The organism is Mesonia oceanica (assembly GCF_902499555.1).
Taxonomy (GTDB): Bacteria; Bacteroidota; Bacteroidia; order Flavobacteriales; family Flavobacteriaceae; genus Mesonia; species Mesonia oceanica.
In genome coordinates this window covers 1-13,418 of record NZ_CABVMM010000025.1, presented here as the reverse complement: position 1 = coordinate 13,418, position 13,418 = coordinate 1, and the positions used below count along the sequence as shown (strand labels likewise).

General features: G+C 34.5%; 14 protein-coding genes and 1 pseudogene. 2 read left to right on the top strand and 13 right to left on the bottom strand.

Going from position 1 to position 13,418, the window contains the following annotated elements; translation table 11 throughout:
* Positions 1-218: 218 nt before the first annotated feature.
* Entirely contained in the window at positions 219-677 is a 459-nt protein-coding gene (locus tag FVB9532_RS18920) for a hypothetical protein (RefSeq protein ID WP_150546751.1), read from the bottom strand.
* A 277-nt stretch (positions 678-954) separates the two neighbouring features.
* On the opposite strand from FVB9532_RS18920, the gene FVB9532_RS18915 reads away from it, so the two are divergent.
* Both FVB9532_RS18915 and FVB9532_RS18910 read left to right on the top strand, forming a co-directional pair.
* Positions 955-1,806 carry a glycoside hydrolase family 16 protein gene (locus FVB9532_RS18915; protein WP_228482401.1) on the top strand — a complete coding sequence of 284 codons (852 nt, stop codon included), beginning with the start codon at positions 955-957 and terminating at the stop codon, positions 1,804-1,806.
* Positions 1,807-1,836: 30 nt separating this feature from the next.
* Entirely contained in the window at positions 1,837-3,096 is a 1,260-nt protein-coding gene (locus FVB9532_RS18910) for a family 8 glycosyl hydrolase (RefSeq protein WP_150546750.1), read from the top strand.
* A gap of 5 nt (positions 3,097-3,101) precedes the next feature.
* Here FVB9532_RS18910 and FVB9532_RS18905 read toward each other — a convergent pair whose 3' ends face one another.
* From FVB9532_RS18905 to FVB9532_RS18850, 12 genes and pseudogenes are all read right to left on the bottom strand, one after another.
* A complete protein-coding gene (locus FVB9532_RS18905) occupies positions 3,102-3,938 on the bottom strand; it encodes an SDR family oxidoreductase (protein WP_150546749.1) in 837 nt (278 codons plus the stop codon).
* A gap of 76 nt (positions 3,939-4,014) precedes the next feature.
* Positions 4,015-4,908 (bottom strand): AraC family transcriptional regulator, encoded by an 894-nt coding sequence (locus FVB9532_RS18900; protein ID WP_150546748.1) that lies wholly within the window; start codon positions 4,906-4,908, stop codon positions 4,015-4,017.
* Positions 4,909-5,016: 108 nt separating this feature from the next.
* Positions 5,017-6,330, bottom strand: coding sequence for an APC family permease (locus FVB9532_RS18895; protein ID WP_150546747.1), 1,314 nt, complete (start codon positions 6,328-6,330; stop codon positions 5,017-5,019).
* A 271-nt stretch (positions 6,331-6,601) separates the two neighbouring features.
* Positions 6,602-7,042: pseudogene (locus FVB9532_RS18890) on the bottom strand (prolipoprotein diacylglyceryl transferase); the annotation flags it as partial.
* An 8-nt stretch (positions 7,043-7,050) separates the two neighbouring features.
* A complete protein-coding gene (locus FVB9532_RS18885; RefSeq protein WP_150546745.1) occupies positions 7,051-7,899 on the bottom strand; it encodes a mechanosensitive ion channel family protein in 849 nt (282 codons plus the stop codon).
* Complete coding sequence (locus tag FVB9532_RS18880; RefSeq protein ID WP_150546744.1) at positions 7,896-8,426, bottom strand: DUF1003 domain-containing protein; 531 nt, start codon at positions 8,424-8,426, stop codon at positions 7,896-7,898. Before FVB9532_RS18880 ends, FVB9532_RS18885 begins: the two co-directional genes overlap by 4 nt.
* A 250-nt stretch (positions 8,427-8,676) precedes the next feature.
* Positions 8,677-9,582: a hypothetical protein gene (locus tag FVB9532_RS18875; RefSeq protein ID WP_150546743.1), complete on the bottom strand. Its 906-nt coding sequence runs from the start codon at positions 9,580-9,582 to the stop codon at positions 8,677-8,679.
* A 186-nt stretch (positions 9,583-9,768) separates the two neighbouring features.
* Positions 9,769-10,182, bottom strand: a complete 414-nt coding sequence (locus FVB9532_RS18870) for a hypothetical protein (protein WP_150546742.1) — start codon at positions 10,180-10,182, stop codon at positions 9,769-9,771.
* Between the two features lie 229 nt (positions 10,183-10,411).
* Entirely contained in the window at positions 10,412-10,672 is a 261-nt protein-coding gene (locus FVB9532_RS18865; protein ID WP_150546741.1) for a hypothetical protein, read from the bottom strand.
* Between the two features lie 158 nt (positions 10,673-10,830).
* Complete coding sequence (locus FVB9532_RS18860) at positions 10,831-11,376, bottom strand: cysteine hydrolase family protein (protein WP_150546740.1); 546 nt, start codon at positions 11,374-11,376, stop codon at positions 10,831-10,833.
* Positions 11,377-11,796: 420 nt separating this feature from the next.
* Positions 11,797-12,579, bottom strand: a complete 783-nt coding sequence (locus FVB9532_RS18855; RefSeq protein ID WP_150546739.1) for a hypothetical protein — start codon at positions 12,577-12,579, stop codon at positions 11,797-11,799.
* Positions 12,580-12,767: 188 nt separating this feature from the next.
* A complete protein-coding gene (locus tag FVB9532_RS18850; protein WP_150546738.1) occupies positions 12,768-13,316 on the bottom strand; it encodes a hypothetical protein in 549 nt (182 codons plus the stop codon).
* Positions 13,317-13,418: the final 102 nt, after the last annotated feature.

Below are 13,418 nucleotides of genomic sequence, written 5' to 3'. Positions count from 1 at the left end.
ATAATTGCGATAAATACAGGAACATTCACTATTAAATGTCCTCTTTTTATTGCTTTATCAACAGTTATTTGTTGTCTCATTCAGATTTGGGTTTAATTATCGCTAACGTGATTGTGTAAAGATAGTTGCGTGTGCGAGCAACTAACTTACTAAAAATGGAACGAACCAGAGGAAAATCCATAGGATTTTCCGAGTAGGCTAGAACCAAGCAATTATTTTTACACGGTGTTGTAAGCAGTTTTTTTGTCCGTTACCAACTCCGTTAATTTATTCAGTTTATTTTGGTCAATTTTTATCCAGTCCGTTTGTCCAAATTCCAACGTACTGAATTTTTTTAAACTCCGATACATTGGTAAAATCACCGAATTAAAATCTCCGTTAAATTCATATATCAGGTTTTGAACTTTTGACCCATTGCTTTCTGAAATCGAAAGTTTTATTAAATTTCCAATTGGTGTCAATTTGAAAAAATAAATGTCAGGCTCCAAATTCCACTGGAATTCAGTTTCTACGCCTTTTAAGCATAAAATCAATGCATCGCACATTTTGTCTGTCGGGTTTTCAGGAATTTTTGAAGTCGTAAAATTCAATTCAAATTCTCCTGATTTAAATTCAATCGGTAGCCATCCAGTTAGTGGAATTCCTAAATTTAGCTCTATTTTTTTCGTCTTTGTCAAATTGCTTACAACATGCAAATAAACGCATGGCGTTTATTTCCTATTTATGACTGGGTTAAATATAAAAAATTAAATCCATTTTTATTTTCAAGCATCCCCTACCAAAAGAATGATAAAACAAGCTAGTACTTATAAAGCTTTCCAGCCTTTTTAAGCTAACTAGTAAAGATTAAAAACAGATTTTTTACCTAAGTTTTTTCCGAAGAGCAATAGTGCTCACCGATTATTCGTTATTAAAAGATAGTCATGCTTGTTATTCACTCATACCGAAAACCTCATGAAATTAATCCAATTCATAGCTCTCAAAAGCCGAGTGTTTATCGTGCTGTTCTTCTTTATGGCCTTCACTTCTTGTGATCAGGAGGAAAATCAACCCGAAAGCCCTTCTGAAATACCGGAAGGCTATCGCTTGGTCTGGTCAGATGAGTTTACGGTTGACGGCTTGCCTGATGCAGAGAAATGGAATTTTGATACGGAAGCCAATGAAACCGGATGGTACAATGATGAACTCCAGTATTATGCGGATAGCCGCCTGGAAAATGCTAGGGTAAGTGAGGGCACATTAAAGATGATAGCAAGAAAAGAATCGCTAACAAGTGCTGATGATTATGGTGGACAATCGTATACTTCTGCTCGTTTAATCACCAAAGGCAAAGCTCACTGGCAATACGGATTTATGGAGGTGAGGGCAAAATTACCATGCGGATTGGGAACTTGGCCGGCTATTTGGCTGCTTGGTGATAACGACATTCCTTGGCCCGGAAACGGAGAGATTGATGTGATGGAACAGGTAGGCTTATATCCCGATCAAATAACAGGAACGATCCATACGACGGCCACGGCAGGTACTTCGGAAGATGGAAGTGCTATTATGGTAGAGGATGTATGTGAGGCTTTTCATAAATATCAATTAACTTGGACGCCGGAAAGCATCACTATGGCAGTGGACGGCACAGCATTTCATCATTATAAAAACCAAGGAAAGGGTTCTGACAGCTGGCCTTTTGATAAGCCTTTTTACTTGATCTTGAATTTAGCGATTGGTGGGGAAATGGCAGGGCCCACCGTTGATGACAGCATTTTTCCTGTGCAAATGGAAATTGATTATGTGAGAATATACCAACAGTAACTAACTATACCATTCAACAAATTGTGTAACATGATTTCACTCCTTAAAAACTTTACTACAGTAGCGCTATTGTTGATTTTATCAGCTTGTGATAAAAGTGAAGATATAGCTTCAGCGGAAACTTCTTTAAATGCGCATCCTTTTCCTAATCATACCCCCTATGCGGGTAACCACATAAAGCCTAGCAATTATAGTCAAACAGCCTTGGACAACCAAACTTCCTCCTTTTATGAGGAATGGAAAAACACCTATCTGAAAAACGACTGTAACGCAGACGAGTACTACATATTAAGTGGAAACGGAGCAAAAACAGTTTCTGAAGCTCACGGGTATGGTATGATGATCATGGGCTTTATGGCCGGTTATGAGGCTGATGCTAGGTTGTATTTTGATGGCATGGTCAGGTACTACCAATCACATCCGAGTAAGAAAAATAGCAGGTTAATGGATTGGAAACAAATTACTTGTATGGATCCGGATAGTGCTGATGATGATGCAGCGAGTGATGGCGATATGGATATTGCATTTGCTCTTTTAGTGGCCCATGCGCAATGGGGAAGCGATGGGGAAATGAATTACTTGGCCCTGGCAAAAGCTTTGATTAAGGCTATGATGCAAGATGAGATTAATCCGGATACTTGGACGGTAAAACTTGGGGATTGGAGCGATGCTAATGACCCCAACTATTATTATGGAACAAGAGCTTCAGATTTTATTACCAGTCATTTTAGGGCTTTTGCAAAGGTGAACCCTACTTCAAATTGGGATCTAGTGATGGATGAATGTTATGATTTAGTCGAGGAGATACAGAATAATCAGAGTTCAGTCTCTGGATTGATGCCTGATTTTATTATTCATACCAACACCTCCCCTATTCCTTCGGAGTCAAATTACCTGGAAGATAGCTATGATGGGGATTATTATTACAATGCGTGCCGTTTTCCTTGGCGCATAGGAAATGATTATTTACTTAGTAATGACCCTCGAGCTAAGGCAGCTATTACTAAAATAAATACTTGGTTAAAAAACTCCACCTCAGGAAATGTTAGTGCTATTTCCAATGGCTATCTGTTAGACGGAACTCCGATTAATAATTGGAATGACGCCACTTTTATAGGCCCATTAACGGTCGGTGCAATGGCCGATGTAACGGGCCAAGATTGGTTAAATGCATTGTATGACGAACTGCTAAACCATAATGATATCACAGCGGGAGATTATTATTCCAATACCTTAAAATTGTTATCCATGATCACCATTTCCGGTAATTACTGGAACCCTGAAATGTAATTCCATTAGAAATCGGTTGAAAAGGATACTTCTTTTTGCTTTTTCATCGAATCTGCTAACTCTTCAATTTTAGAGAAAGCCCTATCGTAAGCATCACTGCCTAAAAATAGGTTCATGGGTGGATGAGGTTCATTTACGAGTTTTAATAACACAGCAGCCACCTTATCGGGATTTCCGATTTGTTTGCCATCTATTGATTTAAACTTTTGATGCGCAGTTCTAATATGCTCGTAAGCTGAAATTTGCTTTTGGTTGAATTCGATGGATTCTTCCTTGGCAAAACTTGTTCTCAACCAACCGGGAGAAATAATGGAAACATTTATTCCAAACGGCTTCAACTCTTGGGCCAAAGCTTCAGAAAGTCCGTTCATGGCCGATTTGGCTGCTCCATATATCGACCAACCCGTGCCCGGAGCAAAACCGGCAATTGATGAAATATTGATGATATGACCGGATTGCTCTTTTCGCATATAAGGAAGTACTTGTTGTATGACTTTAATCACGGCAAAGAAATTAACATCAAAACTTTGTTGAATTTCATCCTCGCTTAGTTCTTCTAAAGCGCCACCGGTACCATAGCCCGCGTTGTTGACTACGACATCAATTTTACCAAAACGGTCGATGGTCGATGCGATGGAATTTTTGATGGATTGCTCCTTGGTGAGGTCCACTTCGAGCGGAAGAAAAGAAGCTGCATAGTTACTTCCTACTTTTTTAGATAGTGCTGTTACATCTCTGCTGGTGGCGGCAACTTTTTCGCCTTTTAGTAAAAGTTGTTTTGTTAGTGATAATCCGAGTCCTTTAGAAGCTCCGGTGATGTACCAAATTTTTGAATTTTGCATAACTTTATATTTTCCACAAAATTAAGCTGGACCACTAGGTTTACATTTACCGTAAAGAAACCATAGTTTGTAACCATCAAACCTTTCTGAAGTCTGATGGAGCATAGTGGGTTTGGCTTTTAAAAAATGAGCTAAAATGAGACTGATCTTTATACCCAAGTGCTTCACTAATTTCAGCAATATTCCAATCGCTATGTTTAAGTAATGCTTTTGCCTCACTTAATAAGCGTTCGTTAATAAGTTCTGTAGTGGTTTTTCCTGTCGTTTTCTTTAAAACCCGGTTTAAGTAATTGATATGGATGGCCAGTTGATCTGCAAAATCGGCCGGCGTTCGGCAAGTAATCTTTTGGGAGATGCTTTCAATAGAGCATTGCCTATCCAATACCTCCATAAATACATCTGTAATCCTAGTGGCGGCATTCGTGGGTTGAGGCTTTGTAGGGCTAACCGAAAGTTTAAGGGCACTAAATATTAATGCTGATACATAACTTTTAATCAGCTCATATTTATAGTTGTAATCTCCTTCCATTTCATTTTTTATTTTGACAAAAAGTGGATGTATTTCTGCAAATAAATCATCTGAAAGTGGATAGATAGGTTTTGAAAAAGATTTAAATAGTGGTAGGTCAGTCAGATGAATTCTAAGACTATCCTTAAAAAATTCTTCTTTAAAAACACAAAAATAACCTTTGGTACTTGGGGCTAATGTTTCGTAAGTATAGGGCGTATTGGGGTTGAAAAATAAAAGTGTTTTTCCTGAAACCGGAATACTTTCATCGCCAAAGTGAAAAACATTTTCACCCTCAAATAGCAGAATTTTATAAAAATCCCGCCGCACATAAGCGGGGGTCTTCACCTTATATTTCATGTTTTCTTCAATCGTAAACACGTCAAACAAACCATTTTTCTGATTTTTGATTTTTGGCGGTGTTTGAAACTTATGCTTATAAAATTCTTCTAAAGATTCCACTTAACTCATTATTACTGTTCTTAATTATCAACCTCAACTGTTGTTAAGGAATTCGAATAGGCTTTATTTGGCATGTCAATATTCCCTTCTCTCAGTTAACGAGTCTATTTATGGTTTGGGTTGGGTGGTGATGGCTTGGTCTTTCATTTCTCGTTTGCCATATTTCCTATAGAGATATTCCACCACAAAAGCTCCTATAAACGTAAAAATACTACCGTAAAAAGCAGTTCTTTGGGTATCCCATTGATATCTCATCAGTGCTACAAAAACTATTAAAAGAATCGCCAAGTTGATCACAAGAAGTATTTTTTTCCCTCCATATGCTTTCTGTAATTTTAAATGTGAAATCAATACGAATACATAAATGACCGTAAATATTGTACTTGTAATTGATGCGATGGCTTCTAAGTTAAAAAACAAAGCAAATAGAAGTCCTAGTCCAGCGGTAATGTATAAACCTTCACTTGATTTAAACCAAACTTTCCTTTCAAAAAAATCTGGCAACTCCCCATCTTTTGCTAAAGAATAAGCAATATTGGCTCCCCCAAAAATAGTAGCGTTGAGGGCAGATGAAATAGAGAATAAGGCTCCAATGGTAATGAGAATAAAACCAAAATCACCTAAAAATGGTTTTGCTGCAATCGCTAATGCATTTTCATGTGCTTTAACAATAGCTGCTAAGGGTAAGTTTCCTATGGTTACCAGTGAAATTAAAATATAGAAAACCATAACAAACAGGATACTGATAAATATGGCTAAAGGAACGTTCTTTTTTGGGTTTTTAATATTTTCTGATGCGTTGGTAATAAGTCCGAACCCCATATAGGAAAGAAAAAAAATAATAGAAGCATTCAGCAATCCACTGGTATGTGCTGCATTAAAACCTGGTTTTGTCATTCCCCAGTTAATCGTCATAAAACCTCCTAAGATAAACACCAATAAAATGGAGAGTTTCACTAATACAATATAAAATTCGGCTTTTCCAACCGCCTTACTTCCAAAAAAGTTAAGGGCTGTAAAAAATGCGATCACGATTACCTCAACAATTCCAATCGCTAAAAGGGTTGATTTTATATGAATAAAGGGTAAGAGGTAACCGGCAAAACCTTTTACAAAAAGCGCGATGGAGATCACATAGGTTAACCACATAAGAATACTTAAAGCACCTGTTACTATACTATCTCCAAGTCCTTTTAGGATAAATGCAATTGGCCCTGCATTAGAAATAATTTTACCGCCTAAAATGGCATAGGAATAAGCTACTATTAAGGCATAAATACCCGAAAGAATAAAGGCTTCCGGTAAGTCGTTACCGGCAATTTCTGCTCCTAAACCAAAGATTGAAAAAATACTTGCTCCTATCATTGTTCCAACCGCCATGGATACAACTTCAATTAAGCTTAATTTTTTAGCTTTTTTCATGTGTTTTCTTTTAATAATATTTTGTTGAATTCTATTTCCAACGGCAAGTTATCTATCTTTTTTCATTTACACACATTTCTGGAATAATGAAATATGTTTTTCCGTTTACTTTTTAAAAACGTATAGGTATTAAATGCTAACTATCATCTTGAGTTGCAAGCTTTATTTGAGCTATCTTCTAGCCCCCAATTTCGTGTAAGTCAAATAAATAATGATTCTAAAAACTACTAATAAAAAAATCCACCTTATCATGTAATGGTGGTTTTTAAATTCATATTCTTTTTCTTCTCCAAATCAGTAAAACTATTCCTATCACCATAAAAGGAATACTTAAAATTTGTCCCATATTCAAGGTCATTTGGTTCTCAAATGCTACTTGATTTTCCTTAAAAAATTCGATGATAAACCTTGCAAGAAAAAGAAGAATTAAGAAAAGCCCGAATAGCTGCCCATCTTTTCTTTTTATTCTTTTTGAAGTATAAATTTTATACAAAATAAAAAAAATCACCAAGTATGAAAAAGCTTCGTAGAGTTGTGTGGGATGTCTGGGGATTAAATCATCCTTTACAAAAACAACCCCCCAATTTCCATGGGTAGGTTTTCCATAAATCTCAGAATTCATGAAATTACCTAACCTTATAAAGGCTCCTGTTACTGGAACTGCAACGGCTACCTTATCAAGAATATTCAGTAATTTTACGTTGTATTTTTTGGGCGTTCTTACTCTGCTTTTTTGATGATCAGGTTTTGGTAATTATAAGGTATTTCTATTTTTTCTTCATCAAATCGCTCTTTAATTGAACGCAATAAATCACAATACATGGTATACCCATTTGAGGAAGTATCAGAATAAGCCCAAGCTTTTAGGGTGATGGATGAATTACCTAATGCCACTACCCTACAAGTAACTTCAGGTAAATTGTTTTGTATGTCTTCTGCTGTTCTGTTATCTACATGAAGTGGATGCTTTATGATTTCCTCTTCCATTATTTTAAGGGCCTTCCCTATATCTGAATCATAGCCCACTCCTATTTCTATCATTTTACAGACTTTAGTTTCGGTGAGATTTGCATTCACAATTACTTGGGTACTGATGACGGAGTTGGGTACAATCACACGATTATTTTCAAAATCCCTCACCACAACTTGTCTTAGATTAATTTCTTCTACAATACCGGTGAAATTTTGATTAAAGGTGATTCTGTCATTAATTTTAAAAGGTTTAAACATCACAATCAAAAAACCACTCATAATATTGCTTAAGGCTTGTTGGGAAGCTAAGCCGGCGATCAATGATAAAATACCTGCTCCTGCCAATAACGAATGCCCTACAATTTTCATTTCGGGTATTTGTACAAGGGCAAACGAAATCCCGATTAGATAAATAACCGCTGTAATGACTTTTCTTGCAAAAACATAGCTTGTTGGATCTATATGATTAGTTAGCGTACGTTTCTTGATATATCTTTCAGACAAATACTTGAAAGAATAAGCAATAACAATTGTTGATATACTTATGATTACGACAATGAGTGCTGTTCTAAAATCTGTAAAAATCGATTTTATCATAATTTTTGTTCCAACTTTTTTAAGATTTCTAATTGTTTTGCCTGACTTTCAAATAAAGCCTGGATTTGCTCTTCCAAAATTAAGTCGATTTTTTGGTTTAATGCATTTATTTCCAATTCAGCTTTTAGATTAACAAGATAATCATTCTCACCGCGTTTTCTGTCTTTCTCTTCCTGCCTATTTTGACTCATCATAATAACAGGTGCTTGCAATGCAGCAATACAGGAAAGAATAAGGTTCATGAGAATGAAGGGATAGGGATCAAAGTTATCCTTTACGGGCGTCAAGGTGTTAAAAAGGATCCAAACCACCAGAATTACCAAGAAGGAAATAATAAATGCCCAACTCCCTCCAAATTTAGCAACCTTATCAGATATGCTTTGTCCTTTGGTGAGTAGCTCTTTGGGTGGGTTTAAAAGGTTATTGGTTATTAAATTTTCATCTTCTATGGCTTTTTTAACTATCTCTTGCAATTTCTTAACCTGAGTAGTTTTAGCATTCAATAAATTGTCTAAATCCTGATCCATACTTTTTTTATTAAAATGTTCCGTTTTTAAATAGACCTCAACGTTTTTTTTAAATTCTCTTTTGCGAATTGGTTAAATCTAAGATAGATAAAATTCCTGAATTTTATCATTGCGGAACTCTGCACAAAGAATAGAAGTCGTCATTGCTTTTGGCTATTATGACTGCTGAAGAAGTTAGAAAAATAGAAAACCTATAGGGAGGCTATCGAAATAAAAGCATAGCAACCAATGCAAAAAAGCTTGCCGTTTTTTATTCGTTTAACATCCATTTGATCAAGTCTTTTTTATCTACAATAGCCCAACTATGTGGATGTCGTTCACCATTCGCTCGATATCCTTTATTGGTTGTGGGGATATATTCAACATGCTCATATCCCTTTTCGATTAGATTTTCAGAGAGCTTTTTAATATAAAAAGCATTCATTTGTTCATAATCAGCCATCCGATTTTCTTTCCACCAAAGAGTATCAGGTTCTGTGTAAAGTCTAATTTTAGTCTTTTTTAATTTATTTAAATTAGTAATGTTGCCTGTGCTATAGGTGAAGACAGCTTTATCTTCATATTTTTTAATATGATCTTTCGGATTTCCGAAGTTACTACCTAAGGTCTCTAACAGCCAAGTACTTTCTTGGATGGAAGGTTCTGAAAAATTTCGTTCTATATTTTTTTCTGAAGACTTATACAATGCCACTAAGTCTATAGGTGAATCCACAATAAATACCCCTTTTGGGTCTATATGATATTGTTTCATTCCAACAATAAAATTGCTTATTAACAGGCATACCACACCCCCACTTGAAAAACCACCGATAAAAATACGGTCCGTCGGTAACTGATTTTCTACGATCACCTTCTGCAAACTTGCTGCGAGTTGGTGTTTCTCGCTTTCCTCGAGCCACAATTTTTGATTAAAATTGGAGAAGATAACAGCTATACTATTTTTCCTTGCCATATCGAGAATCTTAAATTCTCGTTGAATGTCTTCTGCCACTTCTGGATATCCCCCAAATAAAATTAAAACAGCCTTAACTTCTTTATGGGGTTGATAAAGTTCGTAGTCTTCTTTTATAATTTCCGTAAACTCTATCGTATCAGCAGTTGTTGTTGTAGTTTCTTGTTCTTGTTTTTTCTGTTGACAGGAAAAGACTATTATCAAAATTAGAATTAAAATTATTGAGGTTCTTTTCATTCGTTAATTTGCGTATAATAGTTTTTATAACCGTCTGCTTCGGGCGACATTAGTTGGTGTTGACAAATAGCTTAGCATTTCCGAGTGGATGCTGACTTATTCTAATTTGACGTGATTCCGATGATAAATTGTTTTATCAATAGTTTTTATTTTTTAATCAAAAGGTAGTAAATCAGGTTCCAAGAATTTCATTTTTGCCTTTTGTGAATTATAAATGTCAACTCCGTAATGACAAGCCATTAATTCTCTGAAATTATTTTTAAGTCTTGGAAATTCAATTATAAATTCCCGAAAGCTATTAGCATCCGATTTGAGTATAAAATGATAAACTGCTTTGATTGCAGCTAAAGTCAAAGTTGTGTTGTACTTGTTTTCTGCTCCAACCGATTTGACATATTCTCGCAACTGACGTGGTATGTTAGTTTCAGCTTGCTCAATACCATATTTTTTAATGTATATCCAAGCCAATCTTAAATGTGCTTCATGCGTAAAAATCTCTGGATTTAATTCGCAATTAATAAACTGCTGTTTAAATTCAGAATCGGATAGTTCAAAATGTTTTTCCATTTTTTTAAATTATTGATAAGGTTTTGGCTGAGTACTTGTAAGCTATCTAATACGGTGTTTTTTATTCAAATAATCTTCTCTTTTCTCGTTCTGTTTTTAAATAGTCAATTATAGCTAACCACATGAGTGAAGAGGGTAAAACCTCATATTCGTCTCCAATTATATGTAAATAAGCTAGAATTCCATTTGATTTAAAAAATACTTTTTTATTTTTTAAATCTATAAACTTTTACTCTGTTGAAATGAGAGCAGCATTCTCCAAGCTCAAATAGAAATTCCCGCCACCTTTCATATCAACTTTTACCCAATTTCCTTTAGGCTCTTCTAATACCGTAAATTTGATTTGCTGACCATTTGATAGAAAAATTAAGTACTTTTTTCCTTTTTCTAGTGGAACGAAATCTTCATTGGTTGCATTTGACGAAAACCCAAACGATACCATCACTATTAATAGTAATAATGTAATTGAAAGTAAAATATTTTTTTTCATAATGAATAATTTTAATTTACGCTTACTTCAGAATTTCATTGGCTTTTCGGCTTATTCCCAATATTCATAATTATTTCTATTTCACTACGAGCTTAAAAGTTGAATAAATTGATTAAAAAATTACACTTGATAATAAGCATGCTCTGTAAAATGTTTCTTTAATTTTCAAGAAATTTTTCAGTCGTCAATACCTCCGAATAAAAATAGTTGAATGCGGCTAGAAAGGATTTTTGAACTTCCTTGGCCTTTACTTGTTCTCCATTTATTTCTAAATCTTTGGTGGCACAGGCATCTCCAATAACGATACACTCCAACCCAAAATCTTTAGCCGCTCTTGTGGTTGCATCTACACACATATGTGTCATCATTCCGCAAATCACCAATTTTTTCACTCCCATTTCTTCCAAGGTGGTGATCAATTCGGTTTCTCTAAAACTGTTAGGAAAATGTTTTACGATTATTTTTTCTCCCGCTATGGGTTTTACGTTTTCGTGAATTTCTACCCCTTGTGTTTCCGGGATAAAAAAAGTAGCCTCCGGTCGAGTGGATTGGTGTTGAATATGAATTACTGGCAGTTTTTCTTTTCTGAATTTCTCTAAAATTTTTTTGGCATTTAAACTCGCTTTTTCAGGATGTGAAAGTTCCATTTTCCCATTTGGAAAGTAATCGTTTTGAATGTCAATTAGGAGTAAGGCTGTTTCCATATTTTGTTTTTGGGATTTAAGTGTCACAGTAAAAACCGTAAAATATTGCTAAGGGTAAAATTCTATTACGGATTGATTGAAACTAAAGTAACCAAAATTGTTGACTTTTTTACGGCGATATATTATTCTTATTACGCAAGAATTTATTTTTTTATATAATTGTAAGGATAAGAATGGTTAGTATTTTAAAAAGCATTTGAAATTCACTCAAAAACGGGTAAAAAGCACAGCAGGGATGCTCGGCTTGTTTTTTTATCCAAAAAACATACTGACAACCATTGATAAATCCGTTTTAACGATTCTGAATTTGATCTAAATACAGATGATAAAAAAAGAAAAGCCGCTTAGAGTGGCTTATTTGAGTTGATGATTTTATGTTTTAAGGACTTGTGCAACGGTTACCATTATTTTACACAGTATTTATTTACTTAATTCCATTTGAAATTTTGTCGCATTAAATGCAGCTTGCAAACCTCTTAAATTTGTTTCAGATTTATTTTGTTCAAATAATTCAGTCAAGTATTCAGTTTGTTTGGTCACATTATCATTCTCTTTTTTAAAGATTTGATATTTTAAAAGAATCAAATTCGCCATAATTTTATCTGAAATACTTATATCGCTTTGGTTTAGGTATTCATTTATTGTGCTTTCTATCTCGGAGTCGTTTTCAGATAGTTCATCGAATAAGTAAGCATTAGCTAAGTCAGATTTATTCATAGTTGAGTAATCGTTTTGGTCAGACATATCTTTTCGGTAAGTCATTTTGTTTCCATTTAGAAAATACCATCTGGTGTAGGAATCATTTTCCATTTTGATTTCTTTTTCAAAAGCTTTTTTCTTTACAGTCCAATTTGTGAAAGCAATCAAAAGTTCAGTTCCGTCATCTTTCTTTAAAATGGCAAATCGAATCAAGTAATTTCTTTTCCCAGGTTTTTCAATTTCGACGTCTAATTTGTTTTCTACTGAAACATATTTTTTAAGCGCTTTTAAAATAGAAGAAACATCTTCGGGACTTGCTTCTGGAAATAGATTTTCTCTTAAAAACAAATCGATGTATAGATAATGCGTTAAATAAAAATCATCAATTTTCAGATAATTCGCTTCTGTCAAATGTTCGGTTTTAATGTTGATTTTTTCAGATTGAGAATATCCAAAATTTGTGAATATTGCTACAAGTAAAAGTGTTATTATTTGTCTATTCATTTGTTAGGTTATATGATGTACAACGTCTCGGCTATGAGTAGTTGCATAGGTTAGCACTTAATTTTGCAAGCCTGCCTGCCGGTAGGCAGGTACACACCAAACTGAAAATCAGCGAGGATTTTCAGAAGTAGGCGAGAACAAGCAATTACTTATAGCCGTTGTTGTAAGTAGTATTTTTTGATTAATATTCATTTATAATTCGAAATCTCATCGTATTTCGAATTCGTTAGATTTAGTTTTTTGAAAGCTTTAAATACTTTCCGTTTTTTTATTTCCAGCATAATCACTCCGCAATCTGCACTCGTTCCATATAACGCTTGCCTGTTGTCATCAGTCCATATTTCCACGTTTCGAATATTATTTTTCGAAATGAGTTCAGTTATAGAATCAGTCAGTTCAGAGTCTATTGGGTTTTCAATTCGGAATGCGATTACATTATCCTTATATTTTAGCAAATAAAGTGGTTTACAGAATCCTTTAGTTCTTATTTTGCGAATACTGTCCAATTTTGGAAATCTCGAAACAGTTATTCCGTCCGAAAAACTCCATTTAATATATACGTTCACATCATTAGTCAGCCGATTATTTATCAAATCAATTTTTTCGGTTAGTAATTCAGTTTTATTGATTGATTCAAACCATAATTTGTTCTCATTTTCAGTCAAAATCAGTTTTTCACTTTGAGCTAAACTGCAAATTGATTTTAGAATTAAAAATGTTAGCAAAAAGTGTTTCATAATATGTCTCGTCCTAAAATATGGCTACAGGTTAAAAATTGATTTACGCTGCATTTAGGTATACCGTTTCAGGTGTTTTAAAGTTTAAAGATAAGTGTAATC